Raw genomic sequence first — 21,648 nt, 5'->3', positions numbered from 1 at the left:
CAGGTCTACGTCTGGCTATCGCCTTCATCATCCGGGTTGTCATCGTCCGGCTCGTCGGTGGTGGAGTCGTCATCGTCCTTACTGCCACCTTGGCCCTCGTCGCCTGGCTCCGCTTCGGACTTGGCCAGTTGCAGGACCTTGCCATGCCCACTCTGCGCCGCAGACACTGCCGCCCCACTCTGCACCGGGTTATGTGCCCAGGCCGTCGACATCCCCAACGACAACAGCACCAGTACCTTCAGCAACAACACTAAGCGTTGAACAATATTCATGGTTGATTCCGTCCGGTCAGTAGGTGAATCGCGCACGGCGGCCGTTTAGTACCGCCAGCGTTGACGCTAGTCCCGATGCCGGATTCTTGCCAATCCCCTGCCTGGTCGAAAGCAAAAATGTGAAAGGGGGCTTGCCCCCGATGGCGGAGTGCCAGCCCCCAATGTACGGGCTGACACACTGCTATCGGGGGCAAGCCCCCCTCCCACATTCTGTTTGGCGACGCTCAGGAATTAATGGTGCTCGCGAGTAGCCCGGAATTTCACATCCGGCCAACGCTCTTCCATCAGCGCCAGGTTGACCCGTGTCGGCGCCAGGTAGGTCAAGTGACCGCCGCCGTCGACCGCAAGGTTTTCCACAGCCTTGTTGGAGAACTCTTCCAGCTTCTTCTTATCGCTGCAGTCGATCCAACGCGCCGAATACACGGTGATTGGCTCGTAGGAGCACTCAACCTTGTATTCCTCTTTCAAGCGGCTGGCGACCACATCGAACTGCAGCACGCCCACAGCGCCGAGAATGATGTCGTTGCTGCGCTCGGGGAAGAACACTTGGGTCGCGCCCTCTTCCGCCAATTGCTGCAAGCCTTGGCGCAACTGCTTGGATTTCAGCGGGTCGCGCAGGCGCACACGGCGGAACAGTTCCGGGGCGAAGTGCGGGATGCCGGTGAAGCCCAGCGTTTCGCCTTCGGTGAAGGTGTCGCCGATCTGGATAGTGCCGTGGTTGTGCAAGCCAATGATGTCGCCAGCGTAGGCTTCTTCAAGCTGCTCACGCTCGGAGGAGAAGAACGTCAGGGCGTCGCCGATACGCACGTCCTTGCCGGTACGCACGTGGCGCATCTTCATGCCTTTTTCGTATCGGCCGGAACAGATGCGCATAAAGGCGATACGGTCGCGGTGCTTGGGGTCCATGTTCGCCTGGATCTTGAACACGAAACCTGAAAACTTCTCTTCCACCGGTTCCACGGTGCGCTCGTTGGCCACGCGTGGCAGTGGGCGCGGCGCCCAGTCCACCACGGCGTCGAGCACGTGGTCGACCCCGAAGTTGCCCAGGGCCGTACCGAAGAATACCGGGGTCAACTGGCCGTCGAGGAATTCCTGCTGGTTGAACTCATGGCAGGCACCCTGCACCAGTTCCAACTGGTCGACAAAACGGTCGTACTCGTCACCCAGGTGGGCGCGGGCCTCGTCGGAGTCGAGCTTCTCGATGATTTTCACATCCGTACGTTCATGACCGTGGCCGGCGGTGTAGACAATGATGTAGTCGTCGGCCAGGTGGTACACGCCCTTGAAGTCGCGGTAGCAACCAATCGGCCAGGTGATCGGCGCAGCCTTGATCTTCAGGACCGCTTCGATTTCATCGAGCAGTTCGATCGGGTCGCGGATATCGCGGTCGAGTTTGTTGATAAAGCTGACGATCGGCGTATCACGCAGGCGGCACACATCCATCAAGGCGATGGTACGTGGCTCGACGCCCTTACCGCCGTCGAGGACCATCAAGGCCGAGTCCACCGCGGTCAGGGTGCGGTAGGTGTCTTCGGAGAAGTCTTCGTGGCCCGGGGTGTCGAGCAGGTTGATCATGTGATCGCGATACGGAAACTGCATGACCGACGTGGTAATGGAAATACCCCGTTGTTTTTCCATTTCCATCCAGTCGGAGGTGGCATGGCGGTCAGATTTGCGGGATTTCACCGTGCCGGCCACTGCGATTGCCTTGCCCATCAGCAAGAGCTTCTCGGTGATGGTGGTTTTACCGGCATCGGGGTGGGAAATAATGGCGAAAGTGCGGCGTTTCGCGACTTCGGCGGCCTGGTGGGTCATGGGAAATCGCCTGGCAGGTGAGTCAAAAAAGGGCGGCGAGTATAGCGCAAACCCAGGCTGGCGGACCACCGTTCACCCCATTGGGGGTGGCTAAATACTGCCAAGTGTGGAACCTTTTAAAAGGTAGAGACGTCCACTCCCCTGCTACCGCACTCGGAACAGGGGCTGAAAAATCAGCAAGTTAGCCTGACGAGGCTGCGCTCATGGCTTGACCTCATGCCGCTTTTGCCGGCATTGGCAAGCTGCTTTTCGCGACCACATTCGAAGACAGCCAGGAATGGCATGCCACGAAGGAATGTGTTCGCCGACAGAAGAAAAAAGGAGTCCGCCTGTGGCTATTCGCTATGGCAAAGGGCTGATAGGAGGAGCGGTTGTCGTCGCTCTCCTGGCCCTGCTGGTCCACTGGATCGGCATCAACACGATCGAACTGTACCGCGACGATTTATTGTTTTACCTGCAAGCTCATCTGATTCTCGTCCTGGTCTCCATGCTGGCCGCCCTGATTGTGGGCATCCCCGCCGGTATCCTGCTCAGCCGACCGAACATGGTCGGGCGCGCAGAACGCTTCATGCAGATTTTCAACATCGGCAACACCGTCCCTCCCCTGGCCGTACTGGCCATCGCCCTCGGCGTCCTCGGCATCGGCAGCGGCCCGGCCATCTTCGCGCTGTTCCTCGCCTCCTTGCTGCCCATCGTGCGCAACACCTACGAAGGCCTCAAAAACGTTCAAGGCTCGCTGAAAGAAGCCGCCACCGGCATCGGCATGACCCCGCGCCAGGTGCTGTTTCGCGTCGAATTGCCCAACGCCGTGCCGATCATCATCGGCGGTGTGCGCGTGGCCCTGGCGATCAACGTCGGTACCGCGCCGCTGGCGTTCCTGATTGGCGCCAACAGCCTGGGTAGCCTGATTTTCCCCGGCATCGCCCTGAACAATCAGCCGCAACTGCTGCTCGGCGCCGCGTGCACCGCGTTGCTGGCGTTGCTGCTCGACGGCCTGGTGACCATGGCCAGCCGCCTCTGGCTGGAACGCGGGTTGCGTCCGTCTTAAGGCTCGGCAAAGGAAATCACATGAAAAAACTGACTCTGATATTGAGCTGCGTCCTGCTGTTTGCAGGTTTTGCGCACGCCGCTGAAAAACCCGTGATCCGCATCGGCGCCCGGGTGTTCACCGAACAGACCCTGCTCGCCGAAATCACCTCCCAGTACCTGCGCACCAAGGGTTACGACGCCCGTGTGACCGGTGGCCTGGGCAGCAACCTGGCACGCAGTGCCCAGGAAAGCGGGCAACTGGACCTGATCTGGGAATACACTGGCGTGTCGCTGGTGGCCTACAACCACGTCGATGAGAAGCTCGACAGCGCACAGTCCTACGCCAGGGTGAAAGAACTCGACGCGAAAAAAGGCCTGGTCTGGCTGTCGCCGTCGAAATTCAGCAACACCTACGCGTTGGCCCTGCCCGAGAACGTCGCCAAGGAATTCCCGCAGATCAACAGCATCAGTGACCTGACCCAAGCCTTGGCCGAAAAAACCAAAGGCACGCGCCTGGTCGCCCTGGACACCGAATTCGCCAACCGTTCCGACGGCATGGGCGGCATGGTCAAGCTGTATGACATGAACCTCACGCGCAAAAATACCCGGCAGATGGACGCCGGCCTGGTCTATACCGCGCTGCGTAATGGCCAGGTGTTTGCCGGCCTGGTCTACACCACTGACGGTCGCCTGAACGCGTTCAAATTGAAGCTGCTGGAAGACGACAAGCACTACTTCCCGGACTACACCGCCGCCCCCGTGGTGCGCCAGGTTTACCTGGACGCGCATCCGCAACTGGAGGCTGACCTCAAGCCCCTGGCCGCGCTGTTCGACGACAAGACCATGCGCGAGTTGAACGCGCGGGTCGACGTCGACCATGAAAGCCCATCCGCTGTTGCCGCCGATTTCCTGCGCCAACATCCGATCAACTAAGAAGGAGAAGACATGGAATTCCTGAACGCCTTTTCCCATCTTGATTGGGCCCAAGTCCTGCACCTGACCTGGCAGCACATCACCCTGGTCGGCATCGCGGTCATCCTCGCGATTGTCGTCGGCGTGCCCCTCGGCGTGCTGATGACCCGCTTCCCAACCCTCGCCGGCCCCCTGCAAGCCAGCGCCACGGTGCTGCTGACCGTACCGTCCATCGCGCTGTTCGGCCTGCTGCTGCCGTTCTACTCCAAATTCGGCCAGGGCCTGGGGCCGATGCCGGCGATCACCGCGGTATTCCTCTATTCCCTGTTGCCGATCATGCGTAACACCTACCTGGCCCTGACAAGTGTGGATCCGGGCATTCGCGAGGCCGCCAAAGGCATCGGCATGACCTTCGGCCAGCGCCTGCGCATGGTCGAACTGCCCATCGCCGTGCCGGTGATCCTCGCCGGGGTGCGCACCGCCGTGGTGATGAACATCGGTGTGATGACCATCGCCGCCACCATCGGCGCCGGCGGCCTGGGTGTACTTATTCTGGCTTCCATCAGCCGCAGCGACATGTCGATGCTGATCGTTGGCGCCGTGTTGGTCAGTCTCCTGGCCATCTTCGCCGACCTGCTTCTGCAATGGCTGCAACGCTCGCTGACTCCAAAAGGACTGCTCAAATGATCGAACTTCAAAACCTGACCAAGACTTTTCAAAGCAACGGCAAAACTGTCTCCGCCGTTAACGACGTAAGCCTGACCGTCAACGAAGGCGAGATTTGCGTATTCCTCGGCCCTTCGGGCTGCGGCAAGAGCACCACGCTGAAAATGATCAACCGCCTGATCAAGCCCACCTCGGGCAAGATCCTGATCAACGGCGAAGACACCACCGACCTGGATGAAGTGACCCTGCGCCGCAACATCGGCTATGTGATCCAGCAAATCGGCCTGTTCCCGAACATGACCATCGAGGAAAACATCGTGGTCGTGCCGAAATTGCTCGGCTGGGACAAACAAAAATGCCACGACCGCGCCCGCGAGTTGATGAGCATGATCAAGCTCGAGCCCAAGCAGTATTTGCATCGCTATCCGCGTGAACTGTCCGGCGGCCAGCAACAGCGGATCGGCGTGATTCGCGCACTGGCGGCCGATGCCCCGCTGCTGCTGATGGATGAGCCGTTCGGCGCAGTCGACCCGATCAACCGCGAGATGATCCAGAACGAGTTCTTCGAGATGCAACGCGCGCTGAACAAGACCGTGATCATGGTCAGCCACGACATCGACGAAGCCATCAAGCTGGGTGACAAGATCGCCATCTTCCGCGCCGGCAAGCTGCTGCAGATCGACCATCCGGACACCCTGCTGGCGCATCCGGCCGATGAGTTCGTCAGCAACTTCGTGGGCCAGGACAGCACCCTCAAGCGCCTGCTGCTGGTGAAGGCTGAAGATGCGGCCGACAACGCCCCGTCGGTGAGCCCGGAAACCCCGGTGGCCGAGGCCCTGGAGCTGATGGACGAAACTGACCGCCGTTATGTGGTAGTCACGTGCACCGAGAACAAGGCACTCGGCTATGTACGTCGTCGCGACCTGCACCGTCAAACCGGCACCTGCGGCCAGTACCTGCGTGAGTTCAACGCCACGGCGGCGTACGACGAGCATTTGCGCATCCTGTTGTCACGCATGTACGAGTTCAATCGCTCGTGGCTGCCGGTGATGGATGCGGAGCGGGTGTTCCTGGGTGAGGTGACCCAGGAGTCGATTGCCGAGTACCTGAGTTCCGGTAAGTCGCGTGGGGGCAAGACCAGTATTGTTTCGCCTGCAGAGACTGCCCTGGCCTGATCTGACACAACACGCTTAAAACTGTGGGAGGGGGCTTGCCCCCGATGGCGGTGTATCAGTCAATATATTCATGACTGACACACTGCCATCGGGGGCAAGCCCCCTCCCACATTTGGCCTGTGGTGTGTCAGGGAAATCCCCCTAATTATCCGCCTGCGGGGAACATCAATCCGTCACACCTGTCGGTTACATAAGTAGCTGCACGCGGTCCCGCGACGAACGCGTGCAAAAACGCGACATTTTTAGTTGATCTATGGCCCCTCACGTCCTAAAGTTCGCGCCGAACGTCCATGCTGGAAACGATCCATCCGGCTCAAGTACTGACGACGAGACAGCAAGGCCAAGGGTAGCGATAGCCCCATGGCCTTTTTGCTTTCGGCGACATGCCTTGGGAAGTAGGCGAACCAAAGTGGGGATACGGAGGACGTTCAGTTGCACCCATTGATCAAATCAGTTTGCCCTTAGGAGTTCCCAGCATGTCGATCAACGTCGAAGATTATTTCGCGCGCGCCACTTTTGACAAAATGAAGGCGTTCGCCGACAAGCAAGAAACCCCGTTCGTGGTGATCGACACCGCGATGATCAGCCAGGCCTACGATGACCTGCGCGCCGGTTTCGAATTCGCCAAGGTGTATTACGCGGTCAAGGCCAACCCTGCCGTCGAGATCATCGACCTGTTGAAAGACAAGGGTTCGAGCTTCGACATCGCCTCGATCTACGAGCTGGACAAGGTCATGGACCGCGGCGTCAGCGCCGACCGTATCAGCTACGGCAACACCATCAAGAAATCCAAGGACATCCGCTACTTCTACGAGAAGGGCGTACGCCTGTTCTCCACCGACTCCGAAGCCGACCTGCGCAACATCGCCAAGGCCGCGCCGGGCTCGAAAGTGTATGTGCGTATCCTCACCGAAGGTTCGACCACGGCTGACTGGCCTCTGTCGCGCAAGTTCGGCTGCCAGACCGACATGGCCATGGACCTGCTGATCCTCGCCCGTGACCTGGGCCTGGTGCCGTACGGCATTTCGTTCCACGTGGGCTCGCAGCAACGCGACATCAGCGTGTGGGACGCGGCAATCGCCAAGGTCAAAGTGATCTTCGAACGCCTGAAGGAAGAAGACGGCATCCACCTCAAGCTGATCAACATGGGTGGCGGCTTCCCGGCCAACTACATCACCCGTACCAACAGCCTGGAAACCTACGCCGAGGAAATCATCCGTTTCCTCAAGGAAGACTTCGGCGACGACCTGCCGGAAATCATCCTGGAGCCGGGCCGTTCGTTGATCGCCAACGCCGGCATCCTGGTCAGTGAAGTGGTATTGGTTGCACGTAAATCCCGTACCGCCGTCGAGCGTTGGGTGTACACGGATGTGGGCAAGTTCTCCGGCCTGATCGAAACCATGGACGAAGCCATCAAGTTCCCGATCTGGACCGAGAAGAAAGGCGAGATGGAAGAAGTGGTCATCGCCGGCCCGACCTGCGACAGCGCCGACATCATGTACGAAAACTACAAGTACGGCCTGCCGCTGAACCTGGCGATCGGTGATCGTTTGTACTGGTTGTCGACCGGTGCGTACACCACCAGCTACAGCGCCGTTGAGTTCAATGGCTTTCCACCGTTGAAGTCGTACTACATTTAAGACCGCTGCGCTGAAAAAAACCCATGACGTGTCATGGGTTTTTTTTGGGCTCAGGAAAGGCTCGCGGCCCGTTGTCGGTAGGCATCAGCCATCGCCCGAATCTGCGGATCATTCGCCGCCGCCAGCGCCTTGTGCGCCACTCGCAAAAACTTCAGGTTCCCGCCGGCCAGCGCCTTGCGCAACCACTCCAGCGCCGCGTCGACCTGGCCCCTGTCGGCCAGCACCGCTGCATAACTGAACTGGCCACGAAAATCGCCGGCTTCGGCTGAGCGTCGATACCAGGCCACGGCAGCATCCAGATCCCTCGGGCAATACTGCCCCTCTTCCAGATAGCGCCCCAGCAGGTTCATCGACTTGGCGTGGCCTTGCTCTGCCGCCTGGCGATAACACGCCAACGCATGGGGTTGATCCTCGGCAACACCGCGCCCGGTGGCCAGCAGATTGGCGTAGTTGTACAACCCCCAATCCAACCCGGCGTCTGCCGCCAGCCGGTATTCACGGGCCGCTGCCGCTTCGTCCACGGCGCTCCCCCAGCCATGCTCCCGGCAACGTCCCAGCATATTGCGCGCCATCCGGTGCCCGCCCTGGGCCGCGATCTGGAACCAACGCAGTGCCAGCGCTTCATCGCGCTCGATACCACGGCCCTCCAGCAGGATTTGCCCGAGTAAAGCCTGGGCGTCGACCACACCCTCCTTGGCCGCGATCAGGATCGCCTGGGCTGCTCGAACGGGAGAGTCATCGAGCATGGATTGCAATTGCTCGACGTTGAGCACTTCTTCACGCCGCAATAAAAACCCCATGCTCAGACCTCGACCCAGCGGCGCAACAGGTTGTGGTAAGTGCCGGTGAGTTGGATCAGCGCCGGGTGGTCGGGGACAGCGGCGGTCAGTTGCTGGATCGCGCCATCCATTTCGAACAGCAAGGTGCGCTGGCTGTCTTCGCGCACCAGGCTTTGGGTCCAGAAGAACGAGGCGTAGCGTGCGCCGCGGGTTACCGCGTTGACTTTGTGCAGGCTGGAGCCGGGGTACAGCACCATGTCGCCGGCCGGCAACTTGACCCGTTGCAGGCCGAAAGTGTCCTGGATCTCCAATTCGCCGCCGTCGTAGTCCTCCGGGTCGCTGAAGAACAGCGTCGACGACAGGTCGGTGCGTACCCGCTCATGGCTGCCCTTGGGCTGGCGCACGGCGTTGTCGATATGGAAGTCGAAACTGCCTCCTGCGGTGTAGCAGTTAAGCAACGGCGGGAAGACCTTGTGCGGTAACGCTGCCGACATAAACAGCGGGTTTTGCCACAAGCGCTCGAGCATCGCCGCACCGATTTCCTTGGCCAAGGGGTGGCCTTCGGGCAATTGCAGGTTGTGCTTGGCTTTGGCGGACTGGTGCCCGGCGGTGATTTTGCCGTCGGCCCAATCGGCGGTTTCCAGGGCTTGGCGGATGCGCAGCACTTCCTCACGAGAGAACAGGCCGGGAATGTGCAGCAGCATGGGACGATACCTGGGAACGAAGAGGCGCCAATGGTATTGATTCTTATCCTCTCTGTAAAACGCCTAGACGGATGAGCGTGTAAAAACCGTAAGCCAAAAGTGTAAAGAATGTAAATTCAGTACAAATAGCAATGTATCTCAATTGATATAAAATCTTGTTACACCTATATTTCGCGACCTCACATCCTTGGGGAAAGGACACGTCATGTCGCGCACCACTCTAAAAACACCTGCCAGTTCACCACGTCTGCTGGCTTCGGCCATCGGCGTCGCCCTCGGTGCCAGCTCCGTCGCCCACCTGGCGCAAGCGGCCGAAGACACCGGGCAGAAAGGCCAGCGCAACAGCATCTCCCTGGGGGCTACCAGCATCACCGGCGAAGAACAGGACAACACCTCCTACCAGGTCGAAAAAGCCTCTTCGCAAAAGTACACCGCGCCGCTGGTGGATACGCCGCGCTCAGTCACCGTGGTGCCGCAACAGGTACTCAAGGACACCGCCGCCACCTCGTTGCAGGACGCCTTGCGCACAGTACCGGGCATTACATTCGGCGCCGGCGAAGGTGGCAACCCACAGGGGGATCGCCCGTTCATCCGTGGTTTTGACGCCCAGGGCGACACCTACCTGGACGGCGTACGCGACACCGGCGGCCAGAGCCGTGAGATCTTCGACATTGAATCCATTGAAGTCAGCAAGGGCCCGAATTCCTCGTTCGGCGGGCGCGGCTCGGCCGGTGGCAGCCTCAACCTGGTGAGCAAGACGCCACAAGCGCGGGATTTCACCAATGGTGGCTTCACCTATGGTTCCGACCAGACGCGCCGCTATGTGCTCGACGTCAACCGTCAGTTCCTCGACACCGCCGCGTTCCGCCTGAACCTGATGAGCCACGAACAAAACGTGGCCGGTCGCGACGCCGTGAACTACGACCGCTGGGGCGTGGCGCCCTCGCTGACTTTCGGCCTGGGTACGCCGACCCGCGTCAACGTCAGCTACTACCACATGGAAAGCGACGACCTGCCGGACTCGGGAATCCCCTACGGCTACGGCTCCTCGACCGCCACCGCTCACGTGCATGACAAACCCAACGACGGTGGCGACAGCAATAACTTCTATGGCCTCAAGAGCCGCGACTTCCGCAAGACCCGCGCTGACATCAGCACGTTTTCCTTCGAGCACGACTTGAACGACACCATGACGCTGAAAAACACCCTGCGCCATGGCAGCACCGGCCAGGACTACGTGCTCACGCAACCGGACGACAGCAAACTCAACGTCAACAAGTACGGCACCGTGTGGCGCCGCGCCAACACCCGTGTCTCAACCACCACCACGACCACCAACCAGACCGATCTGTTCGGCAGCTTCCAGGCGCTGGGCTTCAAGAACACTTACTCCACCGGCCTGGAGTTCACCGGCGAAGAAACCCGCGTCAGCGGCTACACGGTCAGCCCCAACGCCAACCCGACGTGCACCGTGGTCAAGGGCAGCCTGGGCGGCCAATGTACGTCACTGAGCAACCCGACCCCGGATGATGCCTGGACCGGCAGCGTCGCACGCAACTACAACGGCACCAACACCAAGGCCACCAGCCGTGCCGCCTATGTGTTCGACACCATCGAACTTGACCCGCAATGGCTGCTGAATGTCGGCCTGCGCTACGACACCTTCGACACCGAAGCCAACACCAATGCCACCACCGGCCGCACCAAGATCAAGGACGACAGCCAGTTCTTCAACTGGCAGGCCGGCCTGGTCTGGAAGCCGGTGGAGAACGGCAGTATCTATGCGTCCTATGCCACCTCGGCAACGCCAGCCGGTGGTTTGGTGGGTGAAGGTGCCGACGGCAACCCACTGTCTGCGGGCGCCGCCACCAGCGACCTGCAACCGGAAGAGACCGTCAACTACGAGCTGGGCACCAAGTGGGACCTGTTCCACGATCGTCTGTCACTGACTGCCGCGGTGTTCCGCACCGAGAAGAAAAACACCCGCATCCTGGTCGACGCCCTGACTTACCAGAACGCCGGCGAATCCCGCGTCGACGGCCTGGAATTGTCCGCCAGCGGCAAGCTCACCGAACAATGGCAAGTGTTCGCTGGCTACAGCTACCTCGACAGCGAACTGGTCAGCGCCGGCCTCAATGGACGTAACGGCGTTGTCAGTACGGGCTCGAACAAAGGCAACCAGATGCCGAACACGCCGAAGAACACCTTCAGCCTGTGGACCACCTACGACATCACCTCGAAACTGACCATCGGCGGCGGCGCGTTCTACGTCGATGATGTCTACGGCGATGCAGGCAACACAGTCTACGTGCCGTCCTATACCCGCTTCGACGCCATGGCCAGCTACAAGCTGACCAAGAACGTCGACCTGCAACTGAACGTGCAAAACCTGACTGACAAGACCTACTACGACAAGGCGTTCTCGACCCACTTCGCCAACCAGGCAGCCGGCCGTACGGCATTGTTGACCACCAGCTTCCACTTCTAAGGCGGCCAACCGCTCGCCCAAGCCCCACGCATCGGATGCGCGGGGCTTTTTGCGTGTAAAAAAGAATGTTTCTCGAACAGCCACGGCATAATGCGCGCCGTGCCCTACATATCCAGATAGACGAGGCGGTCCGACGTGTTGAAGAAAACCCTGTTCCAGTTGCACTGGTTCTTCGGCATCACTGCCGGTCTGGTGCTGGCCTTGATGGGGATCACCGGGGCTGCGGTCTCGTTTCAGGATGAAATCCTGCGCGCGCTCAACCCCAGCGTATTGTTCGTGCAAAAGCGCGAAGCCGGCGTACTGCCACCCGCCGAACTGGTGCGCAAGCTCGAAGCCACCGAAGGCAAGACCGTTTCGATGCTGTGGGTGGAAAGTGACAGCGGCAACGCCGCGCGCGTGTCCTTCACCCCGCCACCCGGCGAACGCCGTGGCCAGATGCGCTACTTCGACCCCTACACCGGCGACTATATGGGCGATGCCGTCGGCCAGGACGTGTTCGGTTTTATCCTGCAGTTGCACCGTTTCCTCGCCATGGGCGAAACCGGCCGCCAAATCACCGGGGCCTGCACCCTGATCCTGCTGTTCTTCTGCCTGTCCGGCCTGTACCTGCGCTGGCCGCGCCAAGTGGCGAGCTGGCGCGCGTGGTTGACCCTGGACTGGCGCAAAAAAGGCCGCAGCTTCAACTGGGACCTGCACTCGGTATTCGGCACCTGGTGCCTGCTGTTTTACCTGTTGGCCGCGCTGACCGGGCTGTACTGGTCCTACGACTGGTACAACCAAGGCGTGACCAAACTGTTGTCCGACGCCCCGCAGAACGAGCGGATGCGCAAGCGTGGTCCACCCCCTCAGGGGCCGGCGCCGGTCGCCAACTATGACGCGATGTGGAGCAGCATCTACAGCAACGCCGGCCCCGGCTTGAGCGCCTACAACATCCGCATGCCGGCGGTCGCCGGGCAACCGGCCATCGTGTATTACCTGCTGGCAAACTCCCCCCATGATCGCGCGCTCAACCAGCTCAACCTGGACCCGGCCACCGGCGAGGTCAAATCCCATGACCGCTACGCCAGCAAGCGCCTCAAGTCGCAGTTGCTGACCAGTGTCTATGCGCTGCACACCGGCAGTTACTTCGGCCTGGTCGGACGGATTGTCCTCACCGTCAGTTCGCTGCTCATGCCGCTGTTCTTTATCACCGGCTGGCTGTTGTACCTCGACCGTCGCCGCAAAAAACGCCAGGTGCGTGATGCGCGCAACGGCCTGGCAGCCAACCCCAGCGATGCAGCGGCCTGGCTGATCGGTTTTGCCAGCCAGAGCGGCTTTGCCGAGCAATTGGCCTGGCAGACCGCCGGACAATTGCAGGCCGCGGGGCTGCCAGTGAAGGTGCAGTCCCTGGGCAGCGTAAGCCCCGAAGACCTGCGCCAGTCGGCACATGCGCTGTTTGTGGTGAGCACCTTCGGCGACGGCGAAGCCCCGGACAGCGCGCGGGTTTTCGAACGCAGCGTGCTGGGCCAGAACCTGCCCCTCAAAGGCTTGAACTACTCGGTATTGGCCCTGGGTGATCGCCAGTACGAACACTTCTGCGGCTTTGCCCGGCGCCTGCATTTCTGGCTGACCCACCAGGGCGGCACCCCGTTGTTCGCCCCGGTGGAAGTCGACAGCGGCGACAGCGCTGCGCTGCTGCACTGGCAACAACAGCTGGGGCAGTTAACCGGCCACGCACCGACGGCGGCCTGGCCGACCGCCCAATATGAAAACCGGACCTTGAGCCAACGCACCCTGCTCAACCGTGGCAGCGCCGGTTCGGCCGTCTACCTGCTCGGCCTCACCAGCCCGTCGCCCCAGTCCTGGGAAGCCGGCGACCTGGTCGAAATCCTGCCACGCAATGGCCCGCAGGCCATCGAACGCTTCCTGGGGGGCCTGGGCCTGGCTGGCAGCGATGGAGTCCTGCTCGACGGCCTGCCGCACACCCTCGACCAGGCCCTGGCAACCCGCCAACTGCCGGACAACCGCACGCACCTGGTCGGCCTGCATGCCCAGGCCCTGGTGGACGCGTTAGTGCCGCTGGGCATGCGCGAATACTCCATCGCCTCGATTGCCAGCGACGGCGTACTCGAACTGATCGTACGCCAGGAGCGCCACCCGGACGGCAGCCTGGGCCTGGGCTCCGGCTGGCTCACCGAACATGCCGCCATTGGCACCGCGATCAGCCTGCGCCTGCGCCGCAACAGCGGCTTCCACCTGCCGCAGGTGCCAGTACCGTTGATCCTGCTCGGCAACGGCACCGGCCTGGCCGGTCTGCGCAGCTTGCTCAAGGCGAATATTGCCAACGGCCAACAGCGCAACTGGCTATTGTTCGGCGAGCGCAATATCGCCCACGACTACCTGTGCCAGGACCAGCTGCAAGGCTGGCTGGCCAGTGGTGACCTGGCCCTGCTGGACCTGGCGTTTTCCCGGGATCAGGAGGAGAAGATCTACGTGCAGGATCGCCTGCGCGAATCGGCAGACGTGTTGCGGCGATGGCTGGCGGACGGTGCGGCGATTTATGTGTGTGGAAGCTTGCAGGGGATGGCGACCGGGGTGGATCAAGTACTGCATGAGGTGCTGGGCAGCGAGGTGGTGGAGCGCCTGATCGAACAGGGCCGCTATCGTCGCGACGTGTACTGAGATCCTCTAGCCACTGAAGAACCTATGTGGGAGGGGGCAAGCCCCCTCCCACAGTTTTTGACTGTATTCCAAGTCAGGCCGGTTGCAGCTTTTGCTCGAACACTGAAACCCCATCCAGATCGCGCAGCATCACCGTCAACTCTGCCGTCTGCCCATCAATCTGCACCTCGCCAAAAAACTGGAACCCGGCAAACGGCGAGGTGTTCTGCGCCGGTGGGGCCTTCTCGAACACCACCTCAGGCCCAAAGGTTTTATCCAGCGGATTCGGACCGAAGCTGCCCGCATTCAAAGGCCCGGCGACGAACTCCCAGAACGGCTCGAAATCCTGGAACGCCGCACGATCCGGGTGGTAATGGTGCGCCGCGCAGTAATGCACATCGGCCGTCAGCCACACGTGGTTGCGTACCTGTTGGGCACGTAGAAACCCCAACAATTCGGCAATCTCCAACTCACGACCTTGCGCCGGGCCTGGGTCGCCGTTGGCGATGGCTTCCCAGCGCGGCACGCCGGGGCTGACTTCACCGTCGGGCACACCGAGGCCGATAGGCATGTCGGCGGCAATCACCTTCCACTGGGCCTGGGAGGCCTTGAGTTCGCGCTTGAGCCAGTCCAGTTGCTCACGGCCAAGGAAGGGTTTTTCGCCGCCCAGATTGTCGTCGTTGGGGCCGCGATAACTGCGCATGTCGAGCACGAAGACATCCAACAAAGGGCCATAACTGAGCTTGCGGTAGATGCGCCCGCCACCGTCGGCGCTTTGTCGGCGCATCGGCGAATATTCCAGCCACGCCTGGCGCGCGCGGCCGACCAGGGTGTTGATGTCCTTGATCTGGTAACGCTCATCCAACTGCTTGCTCGGCGACCAGTTGTTCACCACCTCATGGTCGTCCCACTGCCAGATCTGCGGTACCTCGGCGTTGAAGCGCCGCACGTTTTCATCCAGCAGGTTGTAACGGTAGTTACCACGATAGTCGTCGAGGCTTTCAGCAACTTTGCTCTTGGCTTCGGTGGTGATGTTGCGCCAGATGCGCCCGCCCTCGGTGGTCAGTTGCGCAGGGACCGGGCCGTCGGCGTAGATGGTGTCGCCACTGTGGATAAAAAAGTCCGGCAAGCGCAGGCGCATGGCTTCGTAGATGCGCATGCCGCCAATGTCCGGATTGATCCCGAAGCCTTGGCCGACGGTGTCGCCGCTCCATACAAAACGAATATCGCGGCGCTGTTGCGGCACGCTGCGCAAGTGGCCGAACCACGGTTCGCTGGCGACGCCGGTCTGGGCATCTTCGAAATGCACGCGGTAGAAAATCGCCTGGTCGGCGGGCAGGCCGGTGAGTTCGACACGCGCGGTAAAGTCGCTGCGGCTGTCGGCCAGCGGCGAGACGAATCGGCGCGGGTTACTGAACACACTGCGGGTGTCCCACTCCACCACCATCCGCGCCGGGCGGTCGCTGCGGCTCCAGATCATCGCGCGATCACCGAGCAGGTCGCCGGACTGCACACCATCGGTCAGTTGCGGACGGTCTTTGACCGACGCGATTACCGCCGGCGCCAGGCCAGGCAGCAACAGGCCGGCGCCGACGACTTGCATCACGCGGCGACGGCCAAGGTCGAAGTGGCTCATGCAGGTGCCCTCTTGAGTATCAAAAGGGCAAGTTGAACACGCGTGGATGAAGTGGATATGACACCGCCCCACCCACATTGTCCATGGCGTCAGGCTTGGGCGGGCGCGGCCGTCAGTTCCACCGCTTCCGGACGTTTGATCAGTGCATACACCAGCCCGGTCAGCAGGCTACCGGCGACGATCGCCAGCAGATACAACAGCGCATGGTTCATCGCATTCGGGATGATCAACACAAACAACCCACCATGGGGCGCCGCCAGCTTGCAGCCAAAGTACATCGACAGCGCTCCCGTCAGGGCACCGCCAGCGATGCTGGAGGGGATCACCCGCAGTGGGTCCTTGGCGGCGAACGGGATCGCGCCTTCGGAGATAAAGCACAAGCCCAGAATCATCGCGGCCTTGCCCGCTTCACGCTCGGTCTGGGCGAACTTGCGCCGCGCCAGGAACGTGGCGATGCCCATGCCGATTGGCGGCACCATACCCGCCGCCATGGTCGCAGCCATCGGTGCGCCGCTCGATGCCGCCAGCAAGCCGACGGAGAACGCGTACGCGGCCTTGTTGATCGGCCCGCCGAGGTCGACACACATCATGCCGCCCAACAGAATGCCCAGCAGCACCGCGTTGGTGGTGCCCATGGTGCTGAGAAAATCCGTCAGCCCCGTGAGCAGACGCGCCACGGGTGGGCCGACCAGGTAAATCATCGCCAGGCCGGTGAACAAACTCGCCAGCAACGGGATGATCAGGATCGGCTTGAGTGCCTCCAGGCTCTGCGGCAAACGTATCGCGCGGGTGATCAGCTTGACGCAGTAGCCGGCGAGGAAACCGGCGAGAATCCCGCCGATAAACCCGGCGCCCAGCGTACCGGCCAGCAGCCCGCCGATCATGCCGGGGGCCAGGCCCGGACGGTCGGCGATGGAGTAGGCGATATAGCCCGCCAGCAGCGGCACCATCAGCATAAAGGCCTGGTCGCCAACGGTCTTGAGGGCCGCTGCCAGGGTGCCTTTTTCTTCGAAGGCATGGATGCCGAACACAAATGACAAGGCGATCAACAAGCCGCCCGCCACCACCATCGGCAACATGAACGACACACCGGTCAACAGGTGTTTGTACACCCCGGTTTTTTCCGACTTGGCTACCGCACCGCTGGCCGCGCTTTCCACGGCGCCTTCGGCGAGGGCCTTATTAAGAGTCGCTTCGGCCTGCTTGAGGGCGATGCCGGTGCCGCAGCGGTAGATCTTCTTGCCGGCGAAGCGCTCGGTGGCGACTTCAATATCCGCCGCCAGCAGTACCACGTCGGCGTCGGCAATCGCCTGCGGGCTCAGCGGTGTGCGCGCGCCGACCGATCCCTGGGTTTCCACCTGCAAGTCATAACCCAGGCGCTTGGCCGCTTGCTGCAAGGCTTCGGCGGCCATGAAGGTGTGCGCGACACCGGTGGGGCAGGCGGTAATCGCGACGATACGCGGGGCCTGCTTCGTCGCCACCGGGGCTAGGCTGACGACATACTCCCGGGCTTCTTCTGCGCCACGGCGCAGTACCGCGTCAACGTCCTGCAACGCCTGCGCCGGGGTGCTCTGGAACACGCGCTTGCCGACAAACCGCTGCATGTCCACCGGGGTGCTGCTGACCAACAAGACCCATTCGGCGTCGTCGATGATCGCCTGGGACAACTGCCGTTCCGGGCGCTGCACGTCGACCACTTCAACGCTGGTGCTCCACCCCTGGCGCTGCGCGGCAGCGTCCAGCAAGCGCGCGCACAGCACACTGGTGACCATACCGTTCGGGCAGGCGGTAACAATGGCTAACTTCATCACAAACCCTCTTATTGTTCTGTCAGCGGGCGCACATGGACGCCGCTTTCGAGGCGCGCCAACTGCGCGTCATCGCTGATGCCAAAGCCGATCTGCGTCACCGCCATGGCGGCAATCGCCGTGGCCCGGCGCAAGGTGGTTTCGGGTACATCGAAGCTGAGCAAACCGTGGAGCATGCCGGCCAGCAACGAATCCCCCGCGCCTACGGTGCTGGCGACGCGGACCTTGGGCGGCGTGGCCTGCAGCGCCGTGCCCGGGCTGAACCAGTTCACGCCGTCGGCACCGTGGGATACCACCACATGCTCAACGCCCCGCGCGTGCAGATGCTCAGCCGCGTCGGCTTGTTGCGCGACGGAATCCGTGGGGCAATCCAGGGCGTCAGCCAATTCTTCGGTGTTGGGTTTGATCAGCCATGGGCCAGCGTTCAACCCGGCGCGCAACGCGGCGCCGCTGGTGTCCAGAGCGACCTTCAAACCGAGGCCTTTCAACTGCACCAACAGGTCTTCGAACCACTGCGGGCTGACGCCACGCGGCAAACTGCCGGCGACCACCACCGCATCGTGCCCGGGGGCGATCAGCATGAGTTGGTTGAGCAACGCTTGCTGCGCCTGCTCGCTGACCAGCGGGCCCGGCGCATTGATGTCGGTGACGCGGCCATCCTGCTCGGCAATCTTGATGTTGCTGCGGGTTTCACCCGGCACGCGGATAAACGCATCGACAAAACCACGGCGAGCGATCAGCGCCTCGAACGCTTGGGGGTTGTCTTCCCCCAGAAAACCACCGACCGTCACTTGATGGCCCAGGTCAGCCAACACCTGGGCCACGTTCACGCCCTTGCCGGCCGCGTGGGTCTGCAGGGGTTCGCTGCGGTTGACTTCACCAGGCTCCAGGCGCGCCAAGCACACCGTAAGGTCCAACGCCGGGTTCAGCGTCAGGGTCAGAATCCTTGCCATCTACACGGCCTCCACAAGGGCTCGCACTTCGGCGGGCGAACCCACCGCAAGTGCTTTTTGCGCCAGGCCCTGGGCCTCGCTCAGACTGAATTCGCGCACGCGCGCCTTCACTTCGGGAATGCTGCGCGCCGACACGCTCAACTCGTCCACGCCCAGGCCCACCAGCACCGGCACCGCCAGCGGATCGGCGGCCAGCTCGCCGCACACACCGACCCATTTGCCATGGGCATGGGCCGCGCGCACGGTGATATCGATCAGTTGCAACACGGCCGGGTGCAAGCCATCGGCCTGGGCCGACAGCGTTGGGTGGCCGCGGTCGATGGCCAGGGTGTATTGGGTCAGGTCGTTGGTGCCAACGCTGAAGAAATCCACTTCCTTGGCCAGCACCGGTGCGAGCAACGCAGCCGACGGCACCTCGATCATGATCCCCAGTTGCAGATCGGCCACCGGGATTTCCAGGCGCAGGCGCTCGGTCATGTCCCGTGCTGCGCGCCACTCATCCACGCTGCCCACCATAGGGAACATGATGCGCAGCGGCCGGTTATCCGCCGAGCGCAGCAGCGCGCGCAATTGCGCCTCCATGATCTGCGGGCGTTGCAAGGTGAGGCGAATGCCGCGCACCCCGAGGAAGGGGTTTTCTTCCTCGGCGATCGGCCAATACGGCAACGGTTTATCGCCCCCCACATCGAGGGTGCGCACCACCAGCGGGCGACCGTCGAGGCCGTCCAGTACACGCCGGTATTCAGCTTCCTGGGTGGCTTCGTCCGGCGCTTGCGGGTGGGCCATGAAAATCAGTTCGGTGCGCAGCAAGCCAATGCCTTCGGCGCCCTGCTCCACCGCACTCGCTACCCCGGCGCTTTCGCCGATGTTGGCGAACACTTCCACGGCGTGACCGTCGCGGGTCACCGCAGGTTCGTGGCGCTGCGCCGAGGCGGCTTGCAGGCGTTGCTCGCGGGTGTCGCGTTCAACGGTGGCGCGTTGCAGGGTGGCAGTGTCCGGGGTGACATGCAGGCGGCCTCGCTGGCCATCGAGCAATAACAGGGTGCCGGCGGCCAGCAGCAACACGCCCGGGCCGGCGCCCACCAACGCGGGGATGCCAAGGGCACGGGCGACGATGGCACTGTGGGCCGTCGCCCCGCCACGGGCAGTGAGGATACCCGCGACCCGCGCCGGGTCGAGCCGCGCCACATCCGATGGGCCGACCTCGTCCATCACCAGAATGTAGGGGTCGTGCGGCTCCTGGGCCGTTTCAATACCGCACAGTTGTGCCAGCACGCGGCGACCAATGTCGCGCAGGTCAGCGGCGCGCTCGGCCAGCAAGGCGTCCTGCAACGCCTCCTGCTGCTTGGCGGCGGCTTCGATCACGCTCATCCAGGCCGCCTCGGCGCTTTCGCCCTGCTTGAGGCGGGTGTCGACTTCATCGGTCAGTTCCGGGTCGTCGAGCATTTCCTGGTGGGTGATGAAAATCTCGCGGATCGCCTTGGCCTGGCTGCGTTCGATCAAGCCCTGGATATCGCGACGCACGTCGTTGAGTGCGGCCTGCAAGCGCTGGCGCTCAATGGCCGAAGACTCACCCCGCAGCGGGTAGTCGAAGGGTTGCAGCACCTGGATATGCGCCGGGCCGATGGCGATGCCGGGGGCGGCGGCGATGGCCTGGAGCTGGCTGCCGGCCAACGGCGCGCTGGCCAGCGGTTCGATATCGAGGATTTCAACCTGGGCCACCACGGTCGGCAATGGCTCGACGTCTTCGCCAAGCCCTTCCTCCACCGCCGCCAACAACGCAGGCAGCGCATCGCCGGCGATGGTGGGTTCCGCGACAAACTCCAGTACCTGGCCACGCCGTGCACCGAGGCTGAGCAGCTTACTCAAGCTTTTTACCGACACCGCGCCCACCGGGCCATCGACGATACGCACACGGATATCGCCCTCGAAGCTTTTCGCCAATTGCGCGAGGATCTTCGCCGGCCGCGCGTGCAGCCCATGGGCATTGGCCAGGGTGATGCGCACACTGGGCCAGTCGGGCGGCAGTTCGCCGCCGAGCACTTCGAGTACCGCACGGCTGCTGGTGGCGCGCCCCAGTTCCTGGCCGCGACCTTCGATCAACAACGCGCACAGGCGCTCCAGCAAAGCCTGGTGCGCTTCACCGAGGCTGGCCAGGCAGAACAGACCATTCAACGGCTGGCCGAGGTAACGCATGGGTTTATCCGGCGTGACAAACGCCAGGCCAGGGCGCTTGACCGTTTGCTCGCTGTGCAGCCACCACAGGCCATCGCCCAGGGGCAACGCATCGACTTGCTGCAACACCGCGGCAAAGCCATTGCTGACGCAGTCGGCCTGGCGCAGCAGACGAGCACCGCGCCATACCAGTTCTTCAAAATCGTCGGCCGACACGCCCAGGCTGATCATCTGTGCATCCAGCGCCAACTCCTGCGGCGCGCCTTGCAGCAACTTCAGCAAGGCCTCGGCGGAACCGGCACGACGCAGCGCCTGGCCCAGGTCGGTTTCACCGAGGGCGCGGGTCAGCAGTTGCAGCAAGCGCAGGTGTTCATCGGATTTGGCGGCAATGCCAATCGCCAGGTAAACGATCTGGCCGTCGCCCCAATCCACCCCTTCGGGGAACTGCAGCAGGCGCACGCCGGTGGAAAATACCTGGTCGCGGGTTTCGGGAGTCCCGTGGGGGATGGCGATCCCTTGGCCGAGAAAGGTCGAACCTTGGGCTTCACGGGCTTGCAAGCCGCTGAGATAACCCTCGGCGACCAGGCCATCGGCCACCAACTGGTCAGCGAGCAGGTGCAAGGCAGCAGATTTATCCACAGCCACCTGGCCCATGGATATCTGCTCGTGAGTGAGCTCAAGCATGCCGTTCTCCTAGTTAGTGCGGCGGGCGCACTAGGTATTGTTTTGAATAAATCAGTATAAAGTTGATCATGAATAAGCGACTGAGCAGTCAATTGGCAGTAGCCACTCAGTAGCGAACATCGCAAAAATACGCCTGCTGAAACGTTTAATCTAGAATTTATGGCAGATTACGCGTTAATTGCGCATCCTTGAAGAACCACTCGGCACTTGAGCTGAGACATTAGTCGTGTGCAGTAATCGGTTACGATTGGACAAAATGTCGGGGCCAGCTC

15 protein-coding genes are annotated in these 21,648 nt (G+C 62.1%); 7 read left to right on the top strand and 8 right to left on the bottom strand.

The features are described from left to right. Nucleotides 1–5 precede the first annotated feature (5 nt). Nucleotides 6–272: a hypothetical protein gene (locus tag AB7933_RS05915; protein ID WP_024073409.1), complete on the bottom strand. Its 267-nt coding sequence runs from the start codon at nucleotides 270–272 to the stop codon at nucleotides 6–8. A 231-nt stretch (nucleotides 273–503) separates the two neighbouring features. Then, nucleotides 504–2,087 (bottom strand): peptide chain release factor 3, encoded by a 1,584-nt coding sequence (locus AB7933_RS05910; protein ID WP_024073408.1) that lies wholly within the window; start codon nucleotides 2,085–2,087, stop codon nucleotides 504–506. Between the two features lie 331 nt (nucleotides 2,088–2,418). Here AB7933_RS05910 and AB7933_RS05905 point away from each other — a divergent pair, with 331 nt between their 5' ends. The 5 genes from AB7933_RS05905 to AB7933_RS05885 all read left to right on the top strand — a co-directional run bounded on the left by AB7933_RS05905 (nucleotide 2,419) and on the right by AB7933_RS05885 (nucleotide 7,509). After that, nucleotides 2,419–3,135, top strand: coding sequence for an ABC transporter permease (locus AB7933_RS05905; protein WP_004372306.1), 717 nt, complete (start codon nucleotides 2,419–2,421; stop codon nucleotides 3,133–3,135). A gap of 20 nt (nucleotides 3,136–3,155) precedes the next feature. Continuing rightward, nucleotides 3,156–4,049 (top strand): glycine betaine ABC transporter substrate-binding protein, encoded by an 894-nt coding sequence (locus tag AB7933_RS05900; protein ID WP_024073407.1) that lies wholly within the window; start codon nucleotides 3,156–3,158, stop codon nucleotides 4,047–4,049. Nucleotides 4,050–4,061: 12 nt separating this feature from the next. Further along, on the top strand, nucleotides 4,062–4,715 hold the full coding sequence (locus tag AB7933_RS05895) for an ABC transporter permease (RefSeq protein WP_024073406.1): 654 nt from the start codon (nucleotides 4,062–4,064) through the stop codon (nucleotides 4,713–4,715). Further along, entirely contained in the window at nucleotides 4,712–5,869 is a 1,158-nt protein-coding gene (locus AB7933_RS05890) for a betaine/proline/choline family ABC transporter ATP-binding protein (protein WP_024073405.1), read from the top strand. Before AB7933_RS05895 ends, AB7933_RS05890 begins: the two co-directional genes overlap by 4 nt. 476 nt (nucleotides 5,870–6,345) lie before the next feature. Continuing rightward, nucleotides 6,346–7,509 carry a type III PLP-dependent enzyme gene (locus AB7933_RS05885; RefSeq protein WP_024073404.1) on the top strand — a complete coding sequence of 388 codons (1,164 nt, stop codon included), beginning with the start codon at nucleotides 6,346–6,348 and terminating at the stop codon, nucleotides 7,507–7,509. A gap of 50 nt (nucleotides 7,510–7,559) precedes the next feature. Here the strand turns inward: AB7933_RS05885 and AB7933_RS05880 are convergent, their stop codons facing one another. Both AB7933_RS05880 and AB7933_RS05875 read right to left on the bottom strand, forming a co-directional pair. Continuing rightward, nucleotides 7,560–8,309: a tetratricopeptide repeat protein gene (locus AB7933_RS05880; protein WP_024073403.1), complete on the bottom strand. Its 750-nt coding sequence runs from the start codon at nucleotides 8,307–8,309 to the stop codon at nucleotides 7,560–7,562. A 2-nt stretch (nucleotides 8,310–8,311) separates the two neighbouring features. Next, complete coding sequence (locus tag AB7933_RS05875; protein WP_024073402.1) at nucleotides 8,312–8,992, bottom strand: Fe2+-dependent dioxygenase; 681 nt, start codon at nucleotides 8,990–8,992, stop codon at nucleotides 8,312–8,314. 205 nt (nucleotides 8,993–9,197) lie between these two features. Between AB7933_RS05875 and AB7933_RS05870 the strand changes: the two genes are divergently transcribed. Then, a complete protein-coding gene (locus AB7933_RS05870; protein WP_024073401.1) occupies nucleotides 9,198–11,480 on the top strand; it encodes a TonB-dependent receptor in 2,283 nt (760 codons plus the stop codon). Nucleotides 11,481–11,615: 135 nt separating this feature from the next. Beyond that, nucleotides 11,616–14,141: a PepSY domain-containing protein gene (locus AB7933_RS05865; protein ID WP_024073400.1), complete on the top strand. Its 2,526-nt coding sequence runs from the start codon at nucleotides 11,616–11,618 to the stop codon at nucleotides 14,139–14,141. 73 nt (nucleotides 14,142–14,214) lie between these two features. Here AB7933_RS05865 and AB7933_RS05860 read toward each other — a convergent pair whose 3' ends face one another. The 4 genes from AB7933_RS05860 to ptsP form a co-directional block, all read right to left on the bottom strand. Then, entirely contained in the window at nucleotides 14,215–15,756 is a 1,542-nt protein-coding gene (locus AB7933_RS05860) for an alkaline phosphatase D family protein (RefSeq protein ID WP_024073399.1), read from the bottom strand. A gap of 89 nt (nucleotides 15,757–15,845) precedes the next feature. Then, nucleotides 15,846–17,564 (bottom strand): PTS fructose-like transporter subunit IIB, encoded by a 1,719-nt coding sequence (locus AB7933_RS05855; RefSeq protein WP_041160838.1) that lies wholly within the window; start codon nucleotides 17,562–17,564, stop codon nucleotides 15,846–15,848. A gap of 11 nt (nucleotides 17,565–17,575) precedes the next feature. Continuing rightward, the gene (gene pfkB, locus AB7933_RS05850) at nucleotides 17,576–18,517 is read right to left on the bottom strand and encodes a 1-phosphofructokinase (protein ID WP_024073397.1); all 942 of its coding nucleotides are present in this window, start codon (nucleotides 18,515–18,517) and stop codon (nucleotides 17,576–17,578) included. Next, nucleotides 18,518–21,376, bottom strand: coding sequence for a phosphoenolpyruvate--protein phosphotransferase (gene ptsP / locus AB7933_RS05845; RefSeq protein ID WP_024073396.1), 2,859 nt, complete (start codon nucleotides 21,374–21,376; stop codon nucleotides 18,518–18,520). It abuts the gene before it with no gap. Between the last annotated feature and the right edge of the window lie 272 nt (nucleotides 21,377–21,648).

Origin of the sequence: Pseudomonas gorinensis (genome assembly GCF_042015035.1) — a bacterium.
Lineage (GTDB): Bacteria > Pseudomonadota > Gammaproteobacteria > Pseudomonadales > Pseudomonadaceae > Aquipseudomonas > Aquipseudomonas gorinensis.
This window is presented reverse-complemented; position numbering and strand designations above follow the sequence as displayed.

Excerpts from the sequence above, each read along its gene's own strand:
- AB7933_RS05855 (WP_041160838.1), bottom strand. The coding sequence starts at position 17,564 with ATGAAGTTAGCCATTGTTACCGCCTGCCCGAACGGTATGGTCACCAGT.
- AB7933_RS05860 (WP_024073399.1), bottom strand. The coding sequence starts at position 15,756 with ATGAGCCACTTCGACCTTGGCCGTCGCCGCGTGATGCAAGTCGTCGGC.
- AB7933_RS05875 (WP_024073402.1), bottom strand. The coding sequence starts at position 8,992 with ATGCTGCTGCACATTCCCGGCCTGTTCTCTCGTGAGGAAGTGCTGCGC.
- AB7933_RS05870 (WP_024073401.1), top strand. The coding sequence starts at position 9,198 with ATGTCGCGCACCACTCTAAAAACACCTGCCAGTTCACCACGTCTGCTG.
- AB7933_RS05910 (WP_024073408.1), bottom strand. The coding sequence starts at position 2,087 with ATGACCCACCAGGCCGCCGAAGTCGCGAAACGCCGCACTTTCGCCATT.
- AB7933_RS05880 (WP_024073403.1), bottom strand. The coding sequence starts at position 8,309 with ATGGGGTTTTTATTGCGGCGTGAAGAAGTGCTCAACGTCGAGCAATTG.
- AB7933_RS05915 (WP_024073409.1), bottom strand. The coding sequence starts at position 272 with ATGAATATTGTTCAACGCTTAGTGTTGTTGCTGAAGGTACTGGTGCTG.
- AB7933_RS05890 (WP_024073405.1), top strand. The coding sequence starts at position 4,712 with ATGATCGAACTTCAAAACCTGACCAAGACTTTTCAAAGCAACGGCAAA.
- AB7933_RS05895 (WP_024073406.1), top strand. The coding sequence starts at position 4,062 with ATGGAATTCCTGAACGCCTTTTCCCATCTTGATTGGGCCCAAGTCCTG.
- AB7933_RS05900 (WP_024073407.1), top strand. The coding sequence starts at position 3,156 with ATGAAAAAACTGACTCTGATATTGAGCTGCGTCCTGCTGTTTGCAGGT.
- ptsP (WP_024073396.1), bottom strand. The coding sequence starts at position 21,376 with ATGCTTGAGCTCACTCACGAGCAGATATCCATGGGCCAGGTGGCTGTG.
- pfkB (WP_024073397.1), bottom strand. The coding sequence starts at position 18,517 with ATGGCAAGGATTCTGACCCTGACGCTGAACCCGGCGTTGGACCTTACG.
- AB7933_RS05885 (WP_024073404.1), top strand. The coding sequence starts at position 6,346 with ATGTCGATCAACGTCGAAGATTATTTCGCGCGCGCCACTTTTGACAAA.